The 25,820-nt window shown below is 73.9% G+C and carries 15 protein-coding genes and 2 pseudogenes; 5 read left to right on the forward strand and 12 right to left on the reverse strand.

The features are described from left to right. Window positions 1-156: 156 nt before the first annotated feature. Both ACFVYK_RS21790 and ACFVYK_RS21795 read right to left on the reverse strand, forming a co-directional pair. Window positions 157-732 (reverse strand): hypothetical protein, encoded by a 576-nt coding sequence (locus ACFVYK_RS21790; protein ID WP_389776412.1) that lies wholly within the window; start codon window positions 730-732, stop codon window positions 157-159. Between the two features lie 245 nt (window positions 733-977). Next, window positions 978-1,202 (reverse strand): annotated as a pseudogene (locus tag ACFVYK_RS21795) (Tat pathway signal sequence domain protein); the annotation flags it as partial. Between the two features lie 2 nt (window positions 1,203-1,204). Between ACFVYK_RS21795 and ACFVYK_RS21800 the strand changes: the two are divergent. Further along, a pseudogene (locus ACFVYK_RS21800) lies at window positions 1,205-1,333 on the forward strand (cinnamyl alcohol dehydrogenase); the annotation flags it as partial. Window positions 1,334-1,369: 36 nt separating this feature from the next. Here ACFVYK_RS21800 and icmF read toward each other — a convergent pair. The 4 genes from icmF to ACFVYK_RS21820 all read right to left on the reverse strand — a co-directional run bounded on the left by icmF (window position 1,370) and on the right by ACFVYK_RS21820 (window position 8,147). Continuing rightward, on the reverse strand, window positions 1,370-4,600 hold the full coding sequence (gene icmF, locus ACFVYK_RS21805) for a fused isobutyryl-CoA mutase/GTPase IcmF (protein WP_389776415.1): 3,231 nt from the start codon (window positions 4,598-4,600) through the stop codon (window positions 1,370-1,372). 309 nt (window positions 4,601-4,909) lie between these two features. Further along, entirely contained in the window at window positions 4,910-5,407 is a 498-nt protein-coding gene (locus ACFVYK_RS21810; RefSeq protein ID WP_389776417.1) for a peptidylprolyl isomerase, read from the reverse strand. Window positions 5,408-5,548: 141 nt separating this feature from the next. Next, a complete protein-coding gene (locus ACFVYK_RS21815) occupies window positions 5,549-7,027 on the reverse strand; it encodes a glutamate-cysteine ligase family protein (protein WP_389776420.1) in 1,479 nt (492 codons plus the stop codon). 115 nt (window positions 7,028-7,142) lie between these two features. Then, window positions 7,143-8,147: a hypothetical protein gene (locus ACFVYK_RS21820; protein WP_389776423.1), complete on the reverse strand. Its 1,005-nt coding sequence runs from the start codon at window positions 8,145-8,147 to the stop codon at window positions 7,143-7,145. Between the two features lie 336 nt (window positions 8,148-8,483). Between ACFVYK_RS21820 and ACFVYK_RS21825 the strand changes: the two genes are divergently transcribed. Further along, a complete protein-coding gene (locus ACFVYK_RS21825; RefSeq protein WP_389776517.1) occupies window positions 8,484-10,085 on the forward strand; it encodes an MFS transporter in 1,602 nt (533 codons plus the stop codon). Between the two features lie 494 nt (window positions 10,086-10,579). Here the strand turns inward: ACFVYK_RS21825 and ACFVYK_RS21830 are convergent, their stop codons facing one another. Next, window positions 10,580-11,770, reverse strand: a complete 1,191-nt coding sequence (locus ACFVYK_RS21830; RefSeq protein ID WP_389776425.1) for an MFS transporter — start codon at window positions 11,768-11,770, stop codon at window positions 10,580-10,582. A gap of 84 nt (window positions 11,771-11,854) precedes the next feature. Continuing rightward, a complete protein-coding gene (locus ACFVYK_RS21835; protein WP_389776427.1) occupies window positions 11,855-12,316 on the reverse strand; it encodes a hypothetical protein in 462 nt (153 codons plus the stop codon). A 257-nt stretch (window positions 12,317-12,573) separates the two neighbouring features. Between ACFVYK_RS21835 and ACFVYK_RS21840 the strand changes: the two genes are divergently transcribed. Beyond that, window positions 12,574-14,229: a sigma-70 family RNA polymerase sigma factor gene (locus ACFVYK_RS21840; RefSeq protein ID WP_389776430.1), complete on the forward strand. Its 1,656-nt coding sequence runs from the start codon at window positions 12,574-12,576 to the stop codon at window positions 14,227-14,229. A gap of 231 nt (window positions 14,230-14,460) precedes the next feature. Here the strand turns inward: ACFVYK_RS21840 and ACFVYK_RS21845 are convergent, their stop codons facing one another. From ACFVYK_RS21845 to ACFVYK_RS21855, 3 genes are all read right to left on the reverse strand, one after another. After that, window positions 14,461-19,692, reverse strand: a complete 5,232-nt coding sequence (locus ACFVYK_RS21845) for a hypothetical protein (RefSeq protein ID WP_389776433.1) — start codon at window positions 19,690-19,692, stop codon at window positions 14,461-14,463. Window positions 19,693-19,798: 106 nt separating this feature from the next. Further along, window positions 19,799-20,647: a pectate lyase gene (locus tag ACFVYK_RS21850; RefSeq protein WP_389776436.1), complete on the reverse strand. Its 849-nt coding sequence runs from the start codon at window positions 20,645-20,647 to the stop codon at window positions 19,799-19,801. A gap of 245 nt (window positions 20,648-20,892) precedes the next feature. Next, a complete protein-coding gene (locus tag ACFVYK_RS21855; protein ID WP_389776438.1) occupies window positions 20,893-22,089 on the reverse strand; it encodes an alpha-lytic protease prodomain-containing protein in 1,197 nt (398 codons plus the stop codon). A gap of 200 nt (window positions 22,090-22,289) precedes the next feature. Here ACFVYK_RS21855 and ACFVYK_RS21860 point away from each other — a divergent pair, with 200 nt between their 5' ends. Together ACFVYK_RS21860 and gap are read left to right on the forward strand one after the other, a co-directional pair. Then, the gene (locus tag ACFVYK_RS21860) at window positions 22,290-23,252 is read left to right on the forward strand and encodes a GlxA family transcriptional regulator (RefSeq protein ID WP_389776441.1); all 963 of its coding nucleotides are present in this window, start codon (window positions 22,290-22,292) and stop codon (window positions 23,250-23,252) included. A 152-nt stretch (window positions 23,253-23,404) separates the two neighbouring features. Then, window positions 23,405-24,403, forward strand: a complete 999-nt coding sequence (gene gap, locus ACFVYK_RS21865; protein ID WP_389776444.1) for a type I glyceraldehyde-3-phosphate dehydrogenase — start codon at window positions 23,405-23,407, stop codon at window positions 24,401-24,403. A gap of 261 nt (window positions 24,404-24,664) precedes the next feature. Here the strand turns inward: gap and ACFVYK_RS21870 are convergent, their stop codons facing one another. Next, window positions 24,665-25,624: a helix-turn-helix transcriptional regulator gene (locus ACFVYK_RS21870; protein WP_389776447.1), complete on the reverse strand. Its 960-nt coding sequence runs from the start codon at window positions 25,622-25,624 to the stop codon at window positions 24,665-24,667. Window positions 25,625-25,820: the final 196 nt, after the last annotated feature.

A 25,820-nucleotide genomic window follows, 5' to 3' on the forward strand; every position in this document is an offset into this window, starting at 1 on the left:
CCGTCGAGCAGGGGCGCCGCCAGGTCACAGGCGTGGGGGTGGTCCCCCCCCCCCCCGGAGGCGAGTGCGCGGCGGCCGCCCGACCAGACCGGGGGGGGGGGCGCCGCCCCGCCCCCCCCCCGCCGCCGGGTGCCAACGGCGGGCGGTGCGTGCGAGTCACCAGGTGTGCGCGACGTCCACCACGAGGTGGTCGGCCTGGCGCAGCACCCGGAAGGGCAGATGAGCGCGCACGCCGAGTCCGAACTGCGTGACGCCCTCGAAGCTTCCGGCGTAGCGGGTGTCGCGGAAGGTGCGGTACCCGGTGAGGTTCACCCCCGGCAGGGGCTGGGCGACCCGGCCCGGGTAGGTGGAGGCGCCGGTGTCGACGTTGTAGGCGGGGGCGTTGACGCGGACCTCCAGGATCGCGCCGCCGCCGACGGGGATGGGGCGGCCCGAGCCGTCCTGGTAGAGCTGGTCGACGTACCCGACGGAGAAGCCGAGTCGGCTTGCGCTCGCGCCGGGGACGTCGATGACGAACCGGTCGTAGCAGTCGTGGCGGCCGGTGCGCACGTTCGTCACCGGCGTGGTCGTGGCGGCGAGATACGTCTCGCCCAGGCTGCCCCAGCCGGTGGGGCAGACGACGGCGGCGGTGCGTGCGGCGGCGGCCGGTGCGGCCACGGCGGGAGCCACGGACGCGCCGAGCGTGGCGGTGAGAAGGGCGGTGGTCGCCCAGACGGTGCTGCTTCGCATCATGGTGGTCTCCCCCGAGGGGTGTGCGTGTCGGACATCTACTGAGACAACCGGAACGCCCCATAGGTTGCACGGGTTTCCGCCTCGGTGGCCCCGAACGTGTCCGCAGCCCCGGTCGGGGACAACGGATGTCCGGGGCTGCGCACCGCGCCCGGCACGGACGCCTTCTCCTGAGACGACGGTGCGCCGCTACCGGGACGCCGGGGCGACGGAGCTGGTGTTCTCGAACACGGAGGGCGCTGAGGCCGGCGCTGAGGCGCTGCGGGCGGTGGGTCGAAGAACTTGCGCAGGCAGGCGACGGCGGTGTCGCCGTCGCCGGTCATCGCGTAGAGGGAGGCCGCTCCGGTGTAGCTGTAACCGCGGTGGGCGCCGGTCAGCGCGTGCCAGTGCTCGACCGACTTGATGATCAGCTCGCGGTTCTCGGGCTGGTCCCAGTTGACCAGGTACAGCGGATACACCATCAGCAGGTGCGATCGACGACTCGCTCGTCCTGACGGCCGCCGACCGCGGCCCGGCCGCCGGCTCCTTCAAGAACGGCGTCTACCAGCACGGTTCCGGCCGCGCAGAGGCCCGCTTCCGGAACCTCCGCTACTGGACGCGGTGACCGGGAGCACGCCCGTGCGGCGGCCGGGCCCGCCGCTCAGACGTTGCGGCGGTACTGGCCGCCCACCTCGAAGAAGGCGTCGGTGATCTGCTGGAGCGAGCAGACCCGGGCGGCGTCCATGAGGACGGCGAAGACGTTGCGGTCGTTCACCGCCGCGTCCTTCAGGGCGGCCAGCGCCGCGTGCGCCTCGTCCCGGTGACCGGTCTGGAAGTTCCGCACGCGCTCCAGCTGCGAGACCTTCTCCTCCTCGGTCGCGCGCGCCAGTTCGATGACGCCGGGCTCGGCGGTCTCGGCGTGCGGGTTGCGGAAGGTGTTGACGCCGACGATGGGCAGCGTGCCGTCGTGCTTGCGCTGCTCGTAGAGCATCGACTCGTCCTGGATGCGCCCGCGTTGGTAGCCGGTCTCCATCGCGCCGAGGACGCCGCCGCGCTCGCTGATGCGCTCGAACTCCTGCAGGACGGCCTCCTCCACCAGGTCGGTGAGCTCGTCGATGACGAACGAGCCCTGCAGCGGGTTCTCGTTCATCGCCAGGCCCCACTCCCGGTTGATGATCAGCTGGATGGCCAGGGCCCGGCGCACCGACTCCTCGGTGGGCGTGGTCACCGCCTCGTCGTAGGCGTTGGTGTGCAGGCTGTTGCAGTTGTCGTAGATCGCGATGAGCGCCTGGAGGCTGGTGCGGATGTCGTTGAAGTCCATCTCCTGGGCGTGCAGGGAGCGTCCGGAGGTCTGGACGTGGTACTTCAGCTTCTGGCTGCGCTCGTTCGCGCCGTACTTCTCCTTCATCGCGACGGCCCAGACGCGGCGGGCCACCCGGCCGAGGACGGAGTACTCCGGATCCATGCCGTTGGAGAAGAAGAAGGACAGGTTGGGCGCGAAGTCGTCGATGTGCATGCCCCGGGCGAGATAGGCCTCCACATAGGTGAAGCCGTTGGCCAGGGTGAAGGCGAGCTGGCTGATGGGGTTCGCGCCGGCCTCGGCGATGTGGTAGCCGGAGATCGACACCGAGTAGAAGTTGCGGACCTTCTGCGCGATGAACCACTCCTGGATGTCGGCCATCATCCGCAGGCTGAACTCGGTGGAGAACAGGCACGTGTTCTGGCCCTGGTCCTCCTTGAGGATGTCGGCCTGGACCGTGCCGCGCACGCTCGCCAGCGCGCGCGCCCGCAGCTCGGCCGCCTCCTCGGGGGTGGGGGCGCGGCCCTCGGCGGCCCGGAAGGCGTCGACCTGCTGGTCGATGACGGTGTTGAGGAAGAACGCCAGGACGGTCGGGGCGGGGCCGTTGATGGTCATGGAGACGGAGGTCGTGGGCGCGACGAGGTCGAAGCCGTCGTAGAGCGCCTTCATGTCGTCCAGGGTGGCCACCGAGACGCCGGAGGTTCCGACCTTGCCGTAGATGTCGGGTCGTTCGTCGGGGTCGCGGCCGTAGAGGGTGACCGAGTCGAACGCGGTGGACAGACGGGTGGCGGGCTGGCCCTCGGAGAGCAGCTTGAAGCGCCGGTTGGTGCGGAACGGGTCGCCCTCGCCGGCGAACATGCGCGCCGGGTCCTCGCCGTCGCGCTTGAAGGGGAACACGCCGGCGGTGAAGGGGAAGCGGCCGGGCAGGTTCTCCCGGCGCCAGAACCGCACCAGCTCCCCGTGGTCGGTGAAGCGGGGCAGCGCCACGCGCGGGATCTTGTTCCCCGACAGGGACTCGCGGGTCAGCTTGGTGCGGATCTCCTTGTCCCGGACCTTCACCACCTGCTCGTCCCCCGAATAGGACGCCACGACGGCCGGCCACTCGTCGATCTGCTCGCCGATCCGGTGCGGGAGTTCCCCGCGGGCGGTCGCGAGGAGCTCGCGCACACCGGAGGCGTCGGCGCCGGCCGCGGCCAGCTCGGCGCCGACCGTCTCCAGGCGCTGCACCCGGCGAGCCGCCTCGGCCAGCCGGTCGGTCTCGGCGTGATAGGCGCGGATGCTGTCGGTGATCTCGGCGAGGTAGCGCACCCGGTCCGCCGGCACGACCTGCCGGATCCCGGAGGAGTGGCGCACGTCGACCGGCGCGAGCGTGCCCTCCGACAGCGGCAGGCCCTTCTCCGCCAGCGCTGCCTTGAGGTGCTGGTGGAGCGCGGTGACCCCGTCGTCGTTGAAGGTGGCCGCCGAAGTGCCGAACACCGGCATGTCCTCCGGCCGCATGCCGAACGCCTCGCGGTTGCGCACCAGTTGACGGCCCACGTCGCGCATCGCGTCCTTGGCGCCGCGCCGTTCGAACTTGTTGATCGCCACGACGTCGGCGAAGTCGAGCATGTCGATCTTCTCCAGCTGCGAGGCGGCGCCGAACTCCGGCGTCATCACGTACAGCGAGGTGTCGACGAACGGCACGATCGCCGCGTCGCCCTGGCCGATGCCCGGGGTCTCGACGATCACCAGGTCGAACCCGGCCGCCTTGACCACGTCGATCACGTCGGACAGGTGCTCCGGCAGCTCATGGCTGCCGCGGGTGGCCAGGCTGCGGAAGAACACCCGGTTGCCGTCCAGGGAGTTCATCCGGATCCGGTCGCCGAGCAGCGCGCCGCCGCCGCGCCGGCGGGTCGGGTCGACGGCGATCACCGCGATGCGCAGCTTGTCCTGCTGGTCGACCCGGAACCGGCGCACCAGTTCGTCCGTCAGCGACGACTTGCCCGAGCCGCCGGTGCCGGTGATGCCCAGCACCGGGGTGGTCCGCCCCGCCGCGGTGGCCCGCACCCGCTGCATGAACTCCGGCGACAGCTTGCCGAGCTCCGCGCCGGTGATCGCGCGGGCGACGGCGAACCGGTCGCCGGCGAGCACACCGGCCGCGTCGGCCGGCTTGGCGTCCCACAGGTCGAAGTCGCAGTCCCGCACCACCGAGTTGACCATGCCGGCCAGGCCCATCCGCTGCCCGTCCTCCGGCGAGAAGATCGTCACCCCGTTGCCGCGCAGCCGGGTGATCTCGGCGGGGACGATGACGCCGCCCCCGCCGCCCACCACTCGCACGTGGTCGGCCCCCCGCGCGCGCAGCGACTCGACCAGGTACTCGAAGTACTCCACGTGTCCGCCCTGGTAGGACGAGACGGCCACGCCGTGGGCGTCCTCCTCCAGCGCCGCGTCGACGACCTCCTGGACCGAGCGGTTGTGCCCGAGGTGGATCACCTCCGCGCCCTGGGACTGGAAGATCCGCCGCATGATGTTGATCGATGCGTCATGACCGTCGAACAGGGCCGAAGCCGTGACCAGACGGACGGGGTGCACGGGACGGTGCAGGTCGCTCATGGGGCCTTCCCAGGACAGATCACGGTAACGCCGACTGAGAAAATAGTAGGACGTCCTAGTAAATGTGGCGAGTGCGGTGTGATCAGAAGCACAGAGAGGGGAGCGGCAGAGGGGCGGGAGCGCAGACAGCGCAGGGAGCGAAGGGCGGGAGCGGGCGGGACGGAGATGCCCGCCGCCGGGGGCGGTCGAACGACGCCCCCGGGCTCCGGCCTCGGCCGGCCGGGGTGGCGGCCCCGCCGGCCGGGCGGCTCGGAGCTCTCGGATCGGAGCAAGCCGGACTCACGGATCAGGGCGAGCCCGACTCCCGGATCAGAGCTGGCCGGACGCCGAGATGGTGACCTTCGCCGAGGGGGCGCCGCTGCCGGAGCCGAGCGCCTCGATCTTCTTGACCAGGGCCATGCTGTCCTCGTCGGCGACCTCGCCGAACACCACGTGCTTGCCGTCGAGCCAGCCGGTCACGACCGTGGTGATGAAGAACTGCGAGCCGTTGGTGTTCGGGCCCGCGTTGGCCATGGACAGCAGACCGGGACGGTCGTGCTTGAGCTGGAAGTTCTCGTCGGCGAACTTCTCGCCGTAGATGCTCTTGCCGCCGGTGCCGTTGCCCCGGGTGAAGTCGCCGCCCTGGAGCATGAAGGCGGGGATGACCCGGTGGAAGGAGGAGCCGGCGTAGCCGAAGCCCTTCTCGCCGGTGGCCAGCGCGCGGAAGTTCTCCGCCGTCTTGGGCACGACGTCCTCGAACAGGTTGAAGTTGATGCGGCCCGCGGGCTCGTCGTTGATGGTGATGTCGAAGTAAACCTTGATCGTCATACCTCTATCCTGCACGGTCCCCTGCGTGCTGTCGCACCGCGGGGTCCCGTGTCGCCGGCCGACGGCTCCGCCGACGCGCCGCGGACGGGGACACGAGCGGGCCGCGCACCGCGCTGAGCTGCGCGGACGCGGCGGAGGCGGTCAGTCGACCGGCCAGGTGTGCGCCGGGGCGTTGAGATGCATGTAGTCGATGTACTGCCGCGTCATCCGCCGCAGCGCCTCGTGTCGGCCGACGTGGGCGGCGGCGGTGATGCGGTGGAACGTCTCCTTCTGCCAGACGGCGCCGTTACGGCCCGTGACGCAACGTTGCTCGATGACGCCGAGCAACGGCTCCCGCCAGGCCGCGTCCATGCCGGCGCGCTCCAGCCCCTGGTGCGCCAGCGGCAACAGGCGCCGCAGGACGAGCTCGGACACCGGCACCTCGCCCATACCGGGCCAGTACAGCCGCGCCTCGATGCCGTGCCGGGCCGCCGCGTGCAGGTTGTCCTCGGCGGCCTGGAAGGACATGCGCGACCACACCGGCCGTTCCTCCTCCACCAGGGCGCGGGTCATCCCGTAGTAGAAGGCGCCGTTGGCGAGGGTGTCGGCGACGGTCGGGCCGGCCGGCAGACAGCGGTTCTCCACCCTGACGTGCGGCCGGTCGTTCGCGACGGCGTACACCGGGCGGTTCCAGCGGTAGATCGTGCCGTTGTGCAGGGTCAGCTCCGCGAGTTCGGGAACGTCCCCCGCGGCCAGCGTCTCGCGCGGATCCTGCTCGTCGCACAGGGGCAGCAGGGCCGGGAAGTAGCGCAGGTTCTCCTCGAAGAGATCGAAGACGCTGGTGATCCACCGCTCCCCGAACCACACCCGGGGGCGTACGCCCTGCACCTTGATCTCCTGGGGTCGGGTGTCGGTGGCCTGCTCGAACAGCGGGACGCGGGTCTCGTGCCACAGCTCCCGGCCGAACAGGAACGGCGAGTTGGCCGCCAGCGCCACCTGCACGCCGGCGATCGCCTGTGCCGCGTTCCAGTAGGCGGCGAACTCGTCGGGGGAGACCTGGAGATGGAACTGGGTGCTGGTGCACGCGGCCTCGGGGGTGATCGTGTCCGCGTAGGTGCTCAGCCGGTCCACGCCGTCCAGTTCGAGGCGCAGGTCCTCACCCCGGGCGGCGAAGACCTGGTCGTTGAGCAGCCGGTAGCGGGCGTTCTCCGACAGCGCCCCCTCGCCCACGTCCTGCTGCCGCAGGGTGGGCAGGATCCCGATCATGATCAGATGCGCCCCGACCGAGCCGGCGCGCTCTTCGGCGTGATTGAGCGCGGCCCGGATCTCGGACTCCCAGGCGTCCGGCCCGCCCTGGGTCAGGCGGCGCGGCGGAACGTTGATCTCCAGATTGAAGCGGCCCAGCTCGGTGGACCATGCCGGGTCCGCGATCGCCTCCAGGACGTCGGTGTTGCGCATCGCCGGCTCGGCCTCGTCGTCGACGAGGTTCAGCTCGATCTCCAGACCCACCTGCGGCCGCTCGGACTCGAACCGCGACTCGCGCAGCATCTGCGCGAACACGTCGAGGTTCTCCTGCATCTTGATCCGGTACCGGCGGCGGTCCTCGCGGGTGAAGACCAGCGCCGGGACATCTCGTCCCATCGGCCCTCCCGGCTCGCCCGGCGGGGACGCCTCCCGCCTCCAGCGTCGCACCACCGGCCGGCCCTCACCACGCGGGACGCACCCCCGCACGCGGGCGGGAGCGGCCGCGGTCGTCTCAGCCGGGACCGGACGACGGGCCGGTCAGGCGCCGCACCTTCCGCTCGGCGTCCCGGGCCTCCTGCTCGGCCCGGGACACCGCGTCCGCGGCCGCCCGGCGGCCCCGTTCGGCTTCCTGGCGCGCCTGATCCGCCCGGCCGAGGTCCTCGTCCCGGTGACGGAGGTCCTGCTCCGCCTGGCGCAGCCGCCGCTCGGCCGTCGCCTGCCGCTCCCGCGCCCGGTCCTCCCGGTCCTGGGCGCGCCGCAGGTCCGTCTCGGCGTTCGCGTGCTCCGCGCGCAGCTCACCTAGCCTGCGGTCGGCGGCCTCGGCCGCCCGGCGGGCCTCGTCCGCCTGCTCCTGCCGGCGTCGGCGCCGTTCGGCGAGTTCGTCCTCCGCCCGCGACCGCGACGCCTTCGACGGTTTCGGCGGCTTCGGCGAAGGCGACGAACGCGTCGACCGCGGCGGCGGGTGTGCGGCCGCCGCTCCGGCCGGCTCACCGGTCCTCGAGCCGGCGGCGGAGGGGAAGTCCGTCGGCGGGGTCAGGGCGTTTTCCAGGCGGCCCGCGGCCCACCGGTCCGCCGCGTCCTGGTCGGCGAGCACGGCGCGCAGCGTCGCTTCCACGTCCTGCCGTGCCGCGTCCGAGAGCCGGTGCCCGGCCTCGCCGGCCAGCTCGGCGGCCTGCCGGGACAGTGCCGAGACGATGCTCCGGCGCTGCTCGGTCAGCTCCCTGATCCCCTGAGCGTCCAGGGTCCCGTAGGCCTGGCGCAGCGCCCGCCCCAGCTCCAGGAACCGCCTGCTCTCCTGTTGCCGCGCGTGCAGCAGCAGGTTCGCCGCCCAGGCCGCGAGCGTGGGGCGCCGGGCGGCATGGATCCGACGGGCGTCCTGCGCGCGTCCGTCGGTCCGGGCCGCGGCGGCCAGCTCCTCACGTCGGGGAACGAAGGCGGACGGCGGCGTGGCGTAGAGCTCGTCGAGGGCCTCCTCCACGTCGTGCGCCTCGCCGGGCCGCACTCCCTTGCGCGCCATGATCGTCAGCTTCCACCCGGCGGGACCGCCGCGCACCTCGGGCGGCCGGGGCAGCGGTCGGCCGGGCGGTCCAGGTTCTGCTGGACGCCGTCGAAGACGTCCGGAGGCCGCCGCTCGCTTCCCGGTCGTGCTCATGCGGTCCAGTCGACCGGACGACCCGCTTCGATCGTGGCGGCGTCGGAGAGCCGCAGCAACGCACTGCCTGCTCGGGGCCCAGGACCACGCAGTCCCCCCGTACGACGGGGACCGACCTCGGGCGACGCCCCCGGCGCCGCGGCCCGCCGCTCAGCGCATGCGTCGTCGCCCGAGCGGGAGCAGACTGAGGGGATGGCTGGCATGTACACCAAACAGCAGGCGGGCGACGCGCCCGCCGGCCGGGGTGCTCCCTCGCAGTCAGTGGCGCTCGCGGCCATGATGTTCGCGGTGGCGATGACGTTCATCGACCAGACCATCGTGGCGATCGCGGCGCCGGACATCGTCGACGAACTCGGCCTGTCCGCGTCCGGCATGCAGTGGGTCGTCAACGCCTATCTGCTGTCCCTGGCCGCGTTCTTCGCGCTCGGGGGACGCCTGGCCGACCTGTTCGGCCCCCGGCGCGTCGTCGTGGCGGGCACCGCGGTGTTCGTGGTCTCGTCCGTGCTGTGCGGCTGCGTCCCCCGGGGCGACTTCGCCCTGAGCTGGCTCATCGTCTTCCGGGCGACCCAAGGGCTGGGCGCGGCCCTGTTGTTCCCCGCCGCGCTCGCGGTGGTCGTCGCGGTGTTCCCGGTGGAACGGCGCGGGCGCGCGCTGGCCCTGTTCTTCGGCGTCACCGGGGCCCTGACGGCCGTCGGGCCGCTGCTCGGCGGCTGGCTCACCGACTGGACCTGGCGGGCGATCTTCTGGGTCAACGTGCCCGTGGCCGTCGTCGCGCTGATCCTGACCGCGCTCGCCCACGTGTCCGACCGCCGCCGCGACGAGCGTCTGGACGTGCCCGGCGCGGCGCTCATCGCGCTCGGCATGGGCGCGAGCGTGCTGGGTTTCCAGCAGGCCTCGGCGTGGGGCTGGGACAGCGTGTTCACCTGGATCTGCATCGTGGGCGGTCTCGGCGTGCTGTGGCTGTTCTGTCGTTACGAGCTGCGCACCGCCCATCCGCTGGTCAAGCTCGCGGTCTTCCGCGACCGCGCCTTCGTGGTGGACGGGCTCGTGCTGTTCTTCGCCATGCTCGCCTTCGTCCCGCTGTTCTTCTTCGCCTCCGTCTATGCCCAGGTGTCCCTGAGCGCCTCGCCCAACCAGGCCGCCCTGTACCTGCTGTACTTCTTCGTGGGCTTCGCGCTCGCCTCGCAGTGGGGCGGGCGGATCCTGGACAAACGCGGCGCCCGGCCGACCTTGAAGCTGGGCTGCGTGGTCGGCGCCGTCGGCTTCGCGCTCTGGGCGGGGAAGCTGACCGACCTGTCCATGCACGACCAGTGGCCCTATGCGGCCCTCGCGGGGGCCGGCATCGGCTTCATCCTCGCGCCCGCCTCCACGGACGCCGTCAACCGGGCGATCGACGCCTCCTACGGGGAGGTCACCGGCATCACCCAGACGATCCGCAACTACGCCGCCAGCGTCGGGCTGGCCCTGTTCGGCACGGTGCTGACGCACTCGATGACCGACAACGTCAGGAACACGCTCGAATCGCGCGGGGTGCCGTCCGCGGCGGCGGGCGACGCGGCGAAGAGCGTCGCGGAGTCGGTGACCGGCAGCGCCGACGGCCGGCAGCTCAGCGGTGACGGCGCGGTGGCACGGACGCTACGGGAGTCGATGTCCTCGATCCGCATGGACTTCGCCGAGGCCAACCAGTGGGTGTTCTACGCAATGGCCGTCGCTCTGGGCGTCGGCTACCTGTGCGCGCTCCGGCATCCCGGCGGTACGGGGATCGCCGACGAGCCGGCGAAGGAGCCACTCGCTCGCGGCTGAGGCCGACGGCCGGGACGGGCCGGGGCAGCGGACGCACGATCATGGGTGCGGTCGCACGACCACGGGCCCCGCACCCGCTCGGCCGCGTCCGTACGAGTGGCTTCCGCCCGTCGGCGAACCGACCGGGGGCCGACCGGCGTTGGGCAGAACCCACTCGTCATCACCGGAAAGGCCCTTCGATGCGACGTACCGCCCTCCTGGCCGTCTGCGCGCTGGTCAGCGCCGCAGCCATGGGATTCTTCACCACCAGCGCCCTGCGCAGCCGTTGACGGAGCCGACGCACGGGCCGGGGCGGCGGCATTCCCGCTTCCCCGGCCCGGCGCGGGGCCCGGCCGTGCGGGCCGACGGACCGCTCGTGACCCCGAAGACCGGCCGTCGACGCCAGGCGGGCGCGGCGCCGGGCAGGCGCGGCGCCGCGGGCCGTCGACGCCCGGCGGGCGCGGCACCGCGCCTCCCACACCCGCCGCTCGAGGCCCGTCTCAGGCCCGCCCGTCTCAGGCCCGCGTCGGCACGGGGCGTCGGAGCAGGTAGGCGGCCGCGGTCGAGACCAGAACGGCCATGCACGCGATGAACACCAGCCCCGCGCCCTCCAGGCCGAGCGGCTCCGCCAGCAGGCCCACGCCGATCACCGGCAAAGAGATGCCCGTGTACGCCACCACGAAGAGCGCCGAGATCACCGCCGCGCGCCGCTCCGGTGGGGATGCCTCGGCCACCGCGGACAGCGCCCCGCGGAACGCCAGGCCCTGTCCGGCTCCGCCGACGAGCGCGCTCAGCACCACCAGCGGCAGCAGCTCCCACCGCAGCGCGCCCGCGAGCAGCGCCAGCCCGGCCAGCAGCGCGGCGCAGCCCAGGGGCAGCGAACGCCGCACCCCGACCCGGCCGACGGCCGACTGGCCGCCCGTCGAGGCGAAGAACGCCAGCGCGACGATCAGACCGCTCACGGCGTGGTTGCGCACGTCGAGGGACTGGGCGAGGAAGGCGGGGCTGACCGAGGTGAACACGCCGAACAGGGCGAACCCCACGAAGGAGGCGGTCGCCGCCGGGCCGAACACCGGGCGCACCTGCGCGGGCAGAGCCGGTCGCCGCGGCCGTACGCCGCTCACCGGTGCACGGTCGGGCACCGTCTCCGGCAGGCGCGCCACGACGGCGACCGAGCAGGCCACCAGGGCGAGGTGCACCGCGAACGGCAGATACAGCGGCCAGGGGGCGTACTGGGCGAGCAGCCCGGCGAGCAGCGGACCGCAGCCCAGTCCGCCCATGTTGGCGGCCGTCGCCACCAGCGTGGCCCGGGAGGCTCCGCCGCGGGGCGCCAGGTCCATCACGTAAGCCGTGGCCGCCCCCGTGAACAGCCCGGCGGACAGGCCCGACAGCAGCCGGCCCGCGTACAGCCAGCCCAGCCCGGTGGCGCACAGGAAGCAGACGGCGCTCGCCGCGGCGCAGCCCAGACCCCACAACAGCACCGTCCGTCGGCCCACCGTGTCCGAGGCGTTGCCCGCCAGCAGCAGGACGCCGATGACGCCGAAGGCGTACACCGCGTACACGACGGTGACCGTCAGCTCCGAGAAGCCGAACTTGTCCTGGTAGAGACCGTACAGCGGGGTCGGCAACGTGGTGCCGGCCATGCACACGGCGAACACCGCTCCGGCGAGCAGACAGGGAAGCCATCCTCGGCCGTCACGGTCCATGGCGGCGACAGTAGTGCCGCGCCTGCCGCGCGGCGGGCCCGTGCGGACGGCGAGTCGCCGCACGGGACCATGGCCGGCCGCCGCTCAGCCGGTGTGGACCTTGCCGTGCTCGACGACGTAGTGCGCCGGCTCGGAGCAGCCCAGGGACGGGGTGAGCAGCAGGCTCACCGCGATCGGCGCGGGCTCGGCGGCTGAGGTCGAGAACCGGCAGACGGCGCCGCTGCCCGTGAGCGGATACCAGAACCAGCCGTCCACGTCGCCCACCGTCACGCGGTCCGACTCCTTCCAGGCGGCGCCGGTGTGCGTGTACACCTGCAGCCGTACCGACGCGGCGTACTCGTCGTCGGTCGAGCGCAGGGCGGTCAGGGTCACCTTGTAGTCGGAACCGAGGACGGACGAGGCGATCAGGCGGGTCTGCGGGGCCGCGGCCGGCGCGGCCGACGCGGTCGAGACGTCGGCGTCTGCGGCGCCGAGGGTGGCCGTCGCGAGCGTGAGGAGGGCGGCGGCCGCCAGGGCGCGGCGGGCTCGGATGCGAGCGAGACTCATTGGTTCCCCCGTTGGAACGAGTCGGGACAAAGAGCGGTGGTCATCCGCTTTCAGTGACAAAGACACGCAACACGCCCCTTCGGTTGCAGGGGATCGCACCGGAACTCCGGGATGTGACCGCCTCCATTGCACCGAGCTCCCCGACCCGTCAGTCTCGGGCTTCGCACGTTCTTCCGAAGAACTGTTATCCGTCGCTCCCGAGGAGATCCCCGATGCGACGGACAGCAACGTTCGGATTCGACGACAGGGAAGCTGCAATGGGTGAACGGCACACGGTGGACACGACGGCGCTGGTGACCGCCGCGCGCGCGGGCGACCAGGCGGCTCAGGACGCGCTCGTCGGCGAGTACCTCCCGCTCGTCTACAACATCGTGGGCCGGGCCCTGAACGGTTCGGTGGACGTGGACGACGTCGTGCAGGACACCATGCTGCGCGCGCTCGACTCGCTCGGCACGCTGCGGGACCCGGCGAGCTTCCGCTCCTGGCTGGTGGCCATCGCGATGAACCAGGTCCGGGCGCACTGGAACCGGCAGCAGCCGGCCCGGGCCGCCGCCGAGGAGGCCGACGAGGTCGCCGATCCGGGCGCCGACTTCGTCGACCTGACCATCGTGCGACTGCAGCTGTCCGGCCAGCGGCAGGAGACCGCCCGCGCCACGCGCTGGCTGGAGCCGGACGACCGGGGGCTGCTGGCCCTGTGGTGGCTGGAGTGCGCCGGAGAACTGACCCGGACCGAGATCGCCGAGGCGCTCGCCCTGACGCCGCAGCACACGGCCGTCCGCGTCCAGCGGATGAAGGCCCGGCTGGACGCGGCCCGCGTGGTCGTGCGGGCGGTGGACGCGCAGCCGCCGTGCCCGCAGCTGCGCGGCGAGCTCGCCGGCTGGGACGGCCGGCCCTCGGCGCTGTGGCGCAAGCGCATAGCCCGGCACGCGCGCGGGTGCGCACAGTGCTCCGGGCTGTGGAGCGGACTGGTGCCCGCGGAGGGGCTGCTCGCGGGCCTCGCGCTGGTCGCGGCGTCGCCCGCGCTGCTCGCGCGGACGCGCTCGGCCGCCGACACCGTCGCCCTGGCCGGCTCGGCCTCCGCCCTCCCCGACGGCGGACAGGACGTCACCGCCCGGCCGGGCTCGCGCCGTTCGACGGACGGACGGACCGCCTCCCGCACCGCGGCCCGGCGCAGGCGGCGCACCCGGCGACGGGCGGTCGGCGGTGCGATCGTGGCCGCCTGCGTGGCGGGCGGCGGCATCTTCTACTTCGGCCTGCGGCCGCGGGACGGGGCGCAGGACAGCACCGCCGTGCGGCCGGTGGACGACGCGCTCGTCTCCGCCCGGCCCGTCCCCGGCGCCCCCGGCGAGACCTCCCCGTCGCCGTCCCCGTCCCCGACGGCGTCCGCGTCGCCGTCGCCGTCGCCGTCGCCCAAGGCCAGTGCCTCGCCCAGCCCCCGCAGGAGCGCCACCGCGTCCGCGTCTCCCGCGGCGAAGCCGGCCGGTTCGCGGCCGTCCCCCTCCCGGACGGCGACCGTGCGCTCCGCCGGGTCCGATCGCTCGGCCCAGGTGATCGAGCTGGTCAACCAGGAGCGGGCGGCGGCCGGCTGCGGGCCCCTCACCGAGGATCCCCTGTTGCGCAAGGCCGCCCAGGGCCACTCCGACGACATGGCCGCGCGCGGCTACTTCGACCACACCGACCCCGACGGCGCCGACCCCGGGCAGCGGATCACGGCCGCGGGCTACCGCTGGTCCACGTACGGGGAGAACATCGCCATGGGCCAGCAGACGGCCCGGTCGGTGATGACGTCCTGGATGAACAGCCCCGGCCACCGCGCCAACATCCTCAACTGCGACTTCAAGAACATCGGCGTGGGGATCCACGACGGAGCGGGCGGCCCGTGGTGGACCCAGAACTTCGGGGCCAAGCTGTGAGCGCGCGGACTGCCGCACGGTCCGGGCGGTCCGTGCGGTCCGGGCGGGCCGCAGTCGGGCGCCGGGACGTCGCGCGCCGGTAGGGGGTCGGCGTCCGTCGGGCAGGGGCGAGGAAAGTCGGTCTCCGTCGGGCGGGACGGGACGCGTCGCCGATCCGCAGGATCCTTCCCCGTCCGGCTGAGGCGCGGTCCCGACAGGACGGCCTGCCCGGCAGTGCAGGCCCGCCGGCGGTCAACCGCCCGGGGTCAGGTGGGACCCCGGGTCCGTGAGGCGTCCGCTGTTCGCCCGGTCGGTCAACAGGCGGCGTACGGCGGGTGCGGGCATACGGACGACCAGGGGCTCCGGCAGCGTCACCTCCTGCACGGCCGTCGACCCCCGGCCCGACACCCGGTCGGCCACCCGTGCCACGACCCGTACGTCCAGCGTGAACTGCACCAGCACCGCAGGGAACTTGGGCTTGTGCAGCGGCATCGAGCCGGCGGCGTTGGCGGCCGTGTCCGTGGCGCCGCCGGAGCCGTCCACCGCCCCGAGGAACTGGTTCATGCGGAACTCGTCGGCGTTGAGCACGCCCGCGCCGAACAGGCCGCGCGCCGACTTCCCGTGCTCGTTCGCCTGCTGCCCGTCGCCGCCGGTCGGGCGCGGTGCGTCCGGCCCGCTCTGCGTGACCGTCTCGAACGTCATGTTGTCGCCCACGCCCAGCACCCGGCCGTCCCGCAGCCGGGCGTGCAGCGAGGCGTGCAGGTCCTGCCCCGACACGCCGGACGCGTGCACCGGCGGGAGATCCACGCCCGCGGCGGACAGCAACGGCAGCGCCGCGATCAGCCATTCCGTGGAGACGGCCTCCCGCAGCAGATGGAAGGCCGCCTGGCCGCCGGTGCGCAAACGTGCGCCACCGCCCGCCCGCCGCACCGCGTCGTCCACGGCCTGCTGCACCCTCTGCGTACCCTGAAACCCGTTGACCTGCGCCTCCATCGGCAACCGCACCCCGCGCTCCCGCCAGAGGCCGAGCCGGTCCGCGCCGCCCTCGCCGACGTCGACCCCGCGCCGGCCGACCTGCCGGGGCGGCACGGGAGCGAGCCGCGCGAGAGCGCGCAGGTCCGCGGTGAGCACACGGTGGGTGAGGCTGAGGCCCTCCAGCTCGGCCAGGGCCACCCGTCGGTCGCCGTCGAAGATCTCCAGCCTCGCCGCCACGGGGACGGTCATCCGGGCCGACGGCGCGGCCGACGCCTCGGCGACGGTCTTCACACCCGTCTGGGCTCGCCCGACGCTCACCGAGCGTCGAGAGCCGTTCGCCGACACGCCCAGGCCGGCGGCCGCGCCGGCGCTCTTCAACTGCCCCGCGCCGCCTTCGGGTCTGCCGGAACCGGCCAGCACGCCCTCCACGCCACGCGTGTCGCTCTCGTCGTGGGCGGCGGCCTGCTGGGCCGCGGCTGAGGTGATGTACTCCATGTCGCGGCCGTCGGAGGCGGTCCCCGCATACCTGCCCCGACCGGTTCGGCGGACGCTGAAGACCGCCCGGTGCGGCCGCCTGCGACCGTCGAACAGCTCGACGCCCACGCCGCCGTCCATCGCGCTCGACAGCAGACCCGCCGAACCGTCCCGGTCGAGCACCCGCAACAGCCGCTGCACGTTGTCGTTGCGGTCCGTCAGCCGGGTGCGCGGAAGCAGGTCGTCGGCGAGGGGCGCGCCGAGCCTGCCGCGGATCGTCTCCAGCAGCGGCACGAAGTCGGGCAGGTCCTCGATCATGCCGAAGCCCAGCGGCAGTCTGCGGGCCGATCCGGGCACAGGGACCGGCGACCCGCTCTGCGCGGCGCCCCGGGGACTCCTGGCGGCGTTCCCCCGACTCGCCGCGGTCTCCTGTGCGACCGCATGGGTTCCTGCCGTCCGGGAGGGCCGACCGCTTGCCCGGTCGGCCGTCCCGCCGCCCGATGCGGTGGCCGCGTCCTCGCGCCGCTCCTCGCCGGGCACCGTCAGTCCCGCCGCCCGCACCTGGTCCGCGGTGAGCCATACGGCGACGGCCGCCGGCACCGTACGGCCGCCGCGCGTCACGTACGGGCCGCCGCCGGTCACCGTGACCTCGGCGACCATCCGCACCACCAGATCGCACTGGACGAGATGGAGCGGGCTCTTGCGGGACGTGTGGGCGTTGCGTTCGACGGTGCCCACGAGCGTGTGCGCCGTGGTGTCGCCGACGGCCAGGGCGCGCCCGGCCGCGACTCCCTCGGCGACCCGCCACTCGGATCCGTTCTCCGCGCCCGTCAACCCGCCCTGCACCGTGGTCCCATGGCTCCTGCCCTGCTGACCGGTGACCTGGTGGCCGCCCAGGACGAACGTCTCGGTGCCCGCCCCGGTGCCCTGGTGCACGATCCGCGGGGCGGTCAGCGCGAACCGGACGCCGACCGCGCCGTTCAGCTCGGCCAGCCGCCGCGCGTACCGCAGGTCGCTCACCACCCAGCCGGCCGACACGGCCTGCCGCAGCGCCGCCTTCACGGCCTGAGGACTGAGCCGCTCCTCGATCGCGAGCCGGGGCGCGAGCCCTTCCGTCTCCAGCGCCCGGTCCCTGCGCGGCCGTCCCCCGGGGTCCCGCCGGTCCCGCGCCGCGGCCCGTGCCAGCAGGTCGAACGCCAGGTCCCGCACCGGTTGCCCGTCCCCGGCGGTCTCCACCAGCGTCCAGTCGCGCAGACCCCCGCCGCCCAGCTGCGCGGGGGCCAGACCGGCCAGATCGCCGATTCCCGCCGCACCGAAGTCGGCGCGCCCGGGGTGGTGCCGCGCCCGGCGGGAGGCCGTGCCGGTGTCCAGCCGCTGCTTGCCGGCGTCGTCCAGGGTGAACGGGGTCGGGGTGAGCAACCGCACGTCCTGCGCGTCGAGCGGCAGCGTCCCGATGTGCTCGGCCGTCGGCGCGTCCCGGCCGGGCGCGCCCGGCGTGAGCGAGCGGGCCGCCTTGCGCTGACGGCTCGTCATGGTGACGCCCACGCTCAGACTCAGCGCCCCGCCGAACACGCTCGCGTTCTCCGAGCCGTTGGTGAGGACGTCCGTGCGCAGGGTCGGACCGGCCTGTCCGCGCCGGGTCGTCGTACGGCCCTTCTCGGCGCGCGCCGACAGGGTCAGCGCGCCGGGGATCAACCGGAACTGGCCGAGCGCCATTCCGGCCACGGTCCGCGAACTGGCGCGTCCGCTCTGCACGCTGCCGGCGACGCTCGCGTGGGAGCGCACCAGCCAGTCCTCGGTGTCGCCGAGGTAGCCGGTCTCCCGCAGCGCACCGGTCACCCTCAGCTGGACGTCGTGCGTGTGGAAGCGGGACTTGCGGCGCATCCGCACCCGGATGCCCGACGACAGCAACTGGTCCTTGTTGACGCGCAGATTGGTCTCCGACAAAACGGTGACCAGCTCGCGGTAGTTGCGGCGCTGGACCTCGGCTTCCTCCGGGCCGGGCTCGCGCCCGCGCTCCTCGTCGCCGAAGGCGGGCAGGTACCCGGCCAGCCGGGGGTCGGTCGCGAACAGCTGACGCACGGCCCGCATCATGGGCGCCGTGTCCAGCCGGCTGATCGCCACGCTGGACCCCGCCGCGCCGAAGGGCAGATGCCGTACGAGATGCTCGGGGGCCGGACGCTCGTCCCCCTGTTCCCCGCCTGCCGCCCGATCCTCACCGTTCCTGTGCTCGTCCCCCTGGTCCCGGTTCCCCGGCATCCCCGGCGTCCGGCTCGTCCCCTTGCCCTCGGCGTCCGCCGCGGGCCGCAGCGGCCGTTTCACGAACTCGCCCGCCGTCACGCCGTCCGGCAACGGCAGCCCCAACTCCCGCGCCTCGTCTGCGCGCAGCGTGATCCAGACCCGCATGGAGTGGTGCGCCGTGCGGCCGCCGCCCCGGGCCCGGGTCAGGGGCGAGCCGGGGCCGCTGCCCTCGACGGTGAACAGGACCGTGCCCAGATAGAGCACCTTCTCGCCGCGGACCTCCGCGCCCTGCCGGGCGGCCACCGTCTGCTCGGCCACGCTGAACCGCGTCTGGCGCGCGCCGACGACCGGCATCACCGTGCCGCGTACGGCCGCGGCGTTGCCGAGGACGCCGAACCCCGCCGCCGGGCCGACGCCGAAGGCTCCGCCGCGGCCCTTGCCGGCGGTGTTCGTCACCGCGTGCTGGGTCTGCTGGTGGGTGCGCAGCTGCGTCTTGCCGGTGCTCCAGCCGGGAGCCAGCTCGGTGATCGCGGCGCGCATCCGGTAGGTGCCCGAGGTGGTGCCGTCCCGGCTGGTCAGATCTTCGCCGACCACACCCTCGCGCAGCAGCCGGGGCAGGTCCTCCAGCACCGTCGCGGTGGCGGTGGCCTCGTAGAGCCTGGCCCGGCCGGGAGCGCCGGGCCAGGTCAGCGACGGGTGCAGCGCCGAGGCGACCGCGTCGAAGAGCCCGCCGCCGCCCTGGTGCGGGGCACCGGTGTCCGCGACGGCCAGCGGGGCCGTCGAGTCGGCCAGGGACACCGCCCGTGCGGTCGCGGCCGTCACCGGACGCGGTGGCGGGGACGCGCCGGCGGCGACCGGCACCAGATGCTCCACCGGCACCCGCATGGTGAGGGCGCCCGTTCCGCTGAAGCGCTGCGCGGCACGCGCGCCGTCCTCGCTGACGCGCACGTCGTAGCGCACCCGGCGCGGCACCTCGACCGACCCCTTGTCGCTGCGCAACACCCGGGGCTCGGCGACGGTGCGCTGGGTTCGGGAGTCCCGTGACGACTGGAACGGCTGGGCGTTGACCGTGGCCGCCGCTCCCACCCAGACGCCGGGCGCCACCGGGGCCAGGCCGAACGCGGTGAACGTCGCTCCCTTGGACGCGGAGGATCCCGCGCTGTGGGCCACGGCGGTGGCGCTCTGGTGCTGCACGTCCACCTTGGTGGCGGCGCCCTCCGCGTCGAGGCCCGCGGGGGAGAAGACGGGGGGCCGGTCGTCGTCGGCGGGGGCGAGGGCCACGGTCACGTCGTAGCGGTCCGTGCCCCGCACCCCGGTGACGGCGAAGGCCCGGCCGCGCCCGTAGAACGACTCGGGCCGCCCGGCGAGTTCTACGCCGATCTCGGCGACCGCGCCGTCCCGCCGGCCGATCCGCTCGGCGAGGGCGTCCGTGACGAACTCGTGGCCGGTGAGGCCGTACGCCGTCGACAGTCCGGCCGCCTCCAGGTACCGCAGGTACGGCGGGAGTTCGAGAGCGTCCTCGTCGACCTCGGCGACGGCGGCCAACGCCGGCCGGGCCCCGCGGCCGGTCACGGGGAGGCCGGTCCCGAGGGCGAGGGAGCCGCCCGCCCGGCCGGCCGGACCGGCCCCTCTCAGGGCCGCGACGGTGGCCGCGTTGCCCGCGCTCCGCTGCAACCCCAGCAGTGGATGCGGCCCGGTGCCGGGTCCGGCCGCTCGGGGCGTCCGGATCGCCAGGGGGGAGCGCTCCGGGGCACTGCCGTGGCGGTCGTCGCCCGCCTGCTGTCGTTCTCGCACGCGCGTCAGCCTAGGGAGGGCCCGGCGGCCCGGCGGGCGGTGCGCGAAGTGTTCAACTCCCGTACTTCCCGGCGTCGTCGGACCCTCGACGGCGGCCTCGGGACCTTCAGCGGAAGTCGAGGTCGGTCCGCTCGAACACGCAGTGCACGCCGTCCGCCGTGGCGTCGAGCTTCTCGGGCTCGCCGTCGGTCACGCCCCGGAACTTCTGGCAGGGCACGGTCTTGCGGCCGGGGTCGCCCAGCACGGTGACGCCGCTGAGCCGTGCGGTGTCGCCGAAGTTGCTGTTGATCCCCACCAGTTCCCCGCCGGGGGCGGTGGCCGTGACGTTCTCCAGCACCACGTCGCGCCGGAACTGCCGCGCGCAGTTGCCGCAGGAGCGGACCAGTTTGCCGAAGTCGGCCGCCTCGAAGTTCCGCACGGTCAGCGTGCCGGCCCCGTTGAACTGGAACACCTTGTCCGCCGCCCGGGCGGCGCCGCCGCCGGTGACGAGGTACGCGGCGTCGGCGGACTCGCCGAGGAAGGTGGCGGCGTCCTCGCCGACGTCCTCCCAGAACACGTTGTCCAAGGTGCAGCTGCCCAGACAGTGGACGCCGTCGGCGGCGGGCGAGCCGAGGATGACGTTCTTCAGGACGGCGCCGTCGGCGAGTTCGAACAGCGGGCCCTGGCCCTCCTCCTGACCGTCCCCGGCCAGTGCACCCGCTCCCGTGAAGCGGGTCCGCGCCCCGTCGAAGACGCCGGTGACCCGCCGGGTGGCAGTGAGCTGCTCCTCGCCGGCCGCCTGCGGCGCGCCGAGGGTGCGGACGGCCGCCGACGTGCTGCCGGTCTCCGGCAGGTCGGTCGCGAGAGCGGCCTGCGCCGCGATCGCGAGGCTGAGGACGCCGGCCGCGACCGCGGCGATCAGCGGGGTTCTGTTCTGAGACCTGCGGTGCCCGGAGTGGGGAGTGCGAGCTGTCACGTGATCACCGCGCCTTTCCGAAAGCAGTACAGGACTGCATACGGGCACGGCGCCGAGGGTGTTCACGGGCACGGGCACGGGCGGGCCGGAGCCCGGCGGGGCCGGGCGGGGCCGGGCGGGGCCGGGCGACCCCGGGCCCCGAGAGCTGTCCTCGGGGAGGAGGGCCGGGGCGTCCCGGACGGGTGCGCCGTCCCCGGGCCGTGCGAGCCGTGGTCCGGCGTCACACGGGGTGGGCGGCGGCGCGGTCAGTAGGTGTGCAGGGTGAGTCCGTAACGGCTGAGGATCTCGTTCACCGGCTGGAACCACGTCTCTCCGCCGGAGGAGCAGTTGCCCCAGCCGCCGGAGGTGACGCCCTGTGCCTGGTCCCCGCTGATGAACGAGCCGCCGGAGTCGCCTCCTTCGGCGCAGACGCTCGTCTTCGTCATCTGGTGCACCGCGCCCTGGCTGTAGTTGACGGTCTCGTTCTTCGCGAGCACCGTGCCGCAGTGCCAGTGGGTGGTCGACCCGGAGCGGCAGACGGAGGAGCCCACCGGTGCTTCCGCGGAGCCGCGCACCAGCTGGTCGGGGACCGTGCCCCAGCCGAGCACGACCGGCACCGTCCACCAGCCGCTGCCCACGCTGACCCAGGCGTAGTCGTTGTCGGGGAACGACGAGCCGCGGAACTCGCCGACGTAGGAGCCGTCCCAGCCGCGGACGCCCGCGCCGGCGCCGCCGCAGTGGCCGGCGGTGACGAACCCGCCGTAGACGGAGAAGCCGATGGAACAGCGCACGTTGCCGGTGTAGTAGGGGTCGCCGCCGACCGTGCCGGCCGCGAACGTGCGCGGGAGCGCGGCGACGGTCTCGACCGTGACGGGAGCGCTGGTGCGGGCCTGCGCGAGGAACCGCCGGACATCGTTGTCGCCGCGCCGGTCGCGGAGGACCGTGACCACGACGCTGTTCGCCGCCGGATCCACGTGCCAACTCGCCACCCCGGCCGGGGCCGGGAGCCGGTCGAGGCGTGACTTCGCGGCGTCCAGTGTCCGCGCGCTGTGCTCGACGACGCGGACCAGCGCTCCCGCGGAGCCGATCGCCGCGCGGGTGGCCTGGGAGGCCTGCGGGGTGACGGCCACCGTCAGACGGCCGTCGGCGGGGTCGAACCAGGACCCGGCGAAGGCGGTGCCCGCCGTGCGGCGCACCCGGGGGTCGAGCGCGGCGGCGGTCCGCTCGGCCCGCAGCCGGGCGCTCGCCTGACGCTCGGTGAGCCCGAACTGCTGTCGCATGGCCCGCAGCAGCCCGGGGGAGGCGTCGCCGGCGGCGGCAGCGGCGGCCGAGGCGGAGGAGTCGGCGGCGGACGGAGTCGACGCCCCGCCGCTCGCCGCGGCGGGGGAGACGCCCGCGCCGACGAGGCCGCCCAGGGTCAGCAGGGTGGCCAGACAGAGGCGTTCGAGTCCTGTGCGTCTCATGGGGGTTGCCCTTTCGTTCCAGGAGTGGGGTGGAACAGGGGTGGCGCCGATCCGTGAGAGCGCTCTCAGGTGGGGCGCGGCAGAGCCTAATCCGTCGCGAGTGTCAGGTCTATGCCAATGCGGTGCCGGGTTTCGCGCGGCCGCCCGTCCGCCGCCTCGTCGCCGAGCAGGTGTGCGCGGCCGCCCCGTACCCTTTCCGGGTGCCGTCCTCCCCCTCCCGCCTGCAACGCGTCGCCGTCCTCGTGCTCGAAGGAGCCAAGCCGCTCGACGTCGGCATCCCCGCGCAGGTGTTCTCGACCCGCGCGAGCATGCCGTACGAGGTCCGGGTGTGCGGCGCGGCGCCCGGTCTGGTGACGGGCGGCGACGGCCTGTCGTACCACGTGGCCCATGGTCTGGAGGCGCTGGCCTGGGCCGACGTCGTCTTCATCCCGGGCTACCGCCACCCCGACCGCGACGACCCGCCGCGGGCGGTCGTCGAGGCCCTGCGCGCCGCCCATGAACGCGGCGCACGGCTGGCCGCCATCTCCACCGGGGCCTTCGCCCTCGCCGCGACGGGACTGCTCGACGGCAGACGTGCCACGACCCACTGGCACTACACGCGGGCGCTGGCGACCAGGCACCCGCACGTCCGGGTCGACGAGAACGTCCTGTTCGTCGACGAGGGCAGCGTGCTGACCTCGGCCGGCGCCGCCTCGGGCATCGACCTGTGCCTGCACGTCCTGCGGCGCGACCTCGGCGTGGCCGCCTCCAACCACGCGGCAAGGCGGCTGGTCGCGGCCCCCTACCGCAGCGGCGGCCAGGCGCAGTACGTGCCGCGCAGCGTGCCGGAGCCGCTCGGCGAACGCTTCGCCGCCACCCGCGAGTGGGCGCTGCACCACCTCGACGAGCCCCTCACCCTGGAGACCCTGGCCCGGCACGCGGCCGTCTCGGAGCGCACCTTGTCGCGGCGCTTCGTCGAGGACACCGGCTACACACCCATGCAGTGGGTGATGCGCGCCCGCATCGACCGGGCGCGTGAGCTGCTGGAGCGCTCCGAGCGCGGCGTCGAGCAGATCGCGGGCGACGTCGGCCTCGGCACCGGGGCGAACCTGCGGATGCACTTCCAGCAGATCCTCGGCACCACGCCGAGCGAGTACCGGCGCACCTTCACCCGCGGCGAGTAGCCCGGCCCGGCCCCGTGGATTCGCCCCGACGGGCGGTCCGGTGAGCCGCCCGGCACGTGCCTGGCGAGATCCTTGCGAACCATGGCGCTCACGCCCGGGTCGCCGACGGACGCCGCGCGCGAGGCTGGTGGCGAACCGAAGGGACATCACTCATGACTCGCATCGCCATCAACGGATTCGGCCGCATCGGACGCAACGTGCTGCGCGCGCTCCTGGAACGCGACAGCGACCTGGAGATCGTCGCCGTCAACGACCTCACCGAGCCGACCGCGCTCGCGCAGCTGCTCGCCTTCGACTCGACGTCCGGCCGGCTGGGCCGCCCGGTCAGCGTCGACGGCGACGTCCTCGTCGTCGACGGCCGCCGGATCAAGGTCCTCGCCGAGCGGGAGCCGGCGCAGCTGCCGTGGGCGGCGCTGGAGGTCGACATCGTGCTGGAGGCGACCGGCCGGTTCACCTCGGCCAAGGCCGCCCGCGCCCACCTCGACGCGGGTGCGCGCAAGGTGCTCGTCAGCGCCCCCTCGGACGGCGCCGACGTCACGCTCGCGTACGGCGTCAACACCGACGCCTACGACCCCGAGCTGCACACGGTCGTCTCGAACGCGTCCTGCACCACCAACGCGCTCGCCCCGCTGGCCGCCGTCCTGGACGACCTCGCCGGCATCGAGCACGGCTTCATGACGACCGTGCACGCCTACACGCAGGAGCAGAACCTGCAGGACGGCCCGCACCGCGACCCGCGCCGCGCTCGCGCCGCCGGCGTCAACATCGTGCCGACCACGACCGGCGCCGCCAAGGCGATCGGGCTGGTGCTGCCCGGCCTCGACGGCAAGCTGTCCGGCGACTCGATCCGGGTGCCCGTCCCGGTCGGCTCGATCGTGGAGCTCAACACGACCGTCGCGCGCGAGGTGAGCCGTGACGACGTGCTGGCGGCGTACCGCACCGCCGCCGAGGGCCCGCTGGCCGGCGTCCTCGAATACTCGGAGGACCCGCTCGTGTCGTCCGACATCACGGGCAACCCGGCCTCGTCGATCTTCGACTCGGCGCTCACCCGCGTCGAGGGCCGCCACGTCAAGGTCGTCGCCTGGTACGACAACGAGTGGGGCTTCTCCCACCGCGTGATCGACACGCTCGAACTCCTCGCCGCCCGCTGACCGACGCCGGGCCCGGCCGGCCGGACTCGTCGTTCACGAGGGCCGGACGGCCGCCGAGGACGGGATCGGCCGGGCCTTCCGGTGGGCGGCGCCGGCCCGCAGGTCCGCCGCCGGCGCGTCGAGCCACACCTCCATGTCGCTCAGGAGCGGCAGGACCTGCGGCGCGGCCCCGCGGTCGTCGAGGGACGGCGGCGGCGTCAGCCGGACCCGGACGCCGCCCGGCGGGAAGCCGGCCGCGCGGCCGGACGGGAGGGCGCGTGGTCAGTGGTCGAGGAGCGTCTGGCGGGGTGTGCGCAGGTAGACCTCGCGGTACAGCGCGGCGAAGCGGCCCGGGTGGAAGAAGCCCCAGCGGGCCGCGATCTCGGTGACCGTCGTCTCGGTGTCGCGGTCGGCGGCCAGCAGCTCCCGGTGGGCGTGGGAGAGCCGCACGCGGCGGAGATGGGCGAGCGGAGTGCTGTCCAGGTGCCGGCGGAAGGCGTACTGGAGGGCGCGGACGGTGACGTGCCCGGCCGCGGCGATGTCGGCGACGGTGATCGGCTGGTCGGCGTGGTCGTCGATGTAGGCCAGCGCCCGGCGCAGCGCGTCGGGGTGCGCGTCGCGGCGGTCGGCCGCCGTGGGGTCCGTCAGCGCCGTGTTGGGGAACGTGCTCAGCACGCTCGCGGCCAGGTGCTGGGCGGCGGTCGACACCACCAGCGGCTGGTCCGCCATGGCCGGCTCGGTCAGGACGTGGTCGCGGACGTAGCCGATCGCCTCGCGCAGCTGCCGAGCCGCGGCGGGCGAGTGCGGCCGGTGTCCGGTCAGCCTGACCGGCTGCGTCGCGGCGGGCGCGGCGGTGGCGGCCACCTGGTCGAGCAGCGCGGGGTCCAGCATGGTGATGTTGTAGCGGGCGCCGCAGACCCGGCCGGCGTAGGACAGCGTCGGCGGCGCGAAGGACACCACGTCCCCGGGGCCGAAGGAGTCCTCGACCCCCTGGTAGGCGTGATCGCGGATCGTGCCCTCGTGGACCACGCACAGGCAGATCCGGTTCAGCGGGGTGACGGCGTAGCTCATGTCGAAGTCGAGGTCGAGTTCGTCGACGGTGATCGGGCCGAGGCCGCTGCGGCTGATCCGTGCCCGGCTCGCCTCCGGGGTGCTGCTGCCGATGCGCATCTTCGCGTAGGCGCGGCTGAGGAAGTCCTCCGTCCGGTCCAGGTCGTCGCTGTCGAAGGTCAGCGTGTGCATGCCCCCGGATCTCCTCACGCTGCGACGATGTTCCTCGACTCGGACCACGTCTGCCCCGGATCTCCTCCACGAAGCCGGTCCGGCCCGAATACGACCGGATCTTCTTTCGTTGTGCGGACGGCCGCCCCCCGTTTCTTTCGTTTCCGGGATCGCGGCGGGCCGTCCGGTCGCGCAGAGTGGTCGGGACTGCGCCGTG

The sequence above is a fragment of the Streptomyces sp. NPDC058291 genome (assembly GCF_042880855.1).
Lineage (GTDB): Bacteria > Actinomycetota > Actinomycetes > Streptomycetales > Streptomycetaceae > Streptomyces.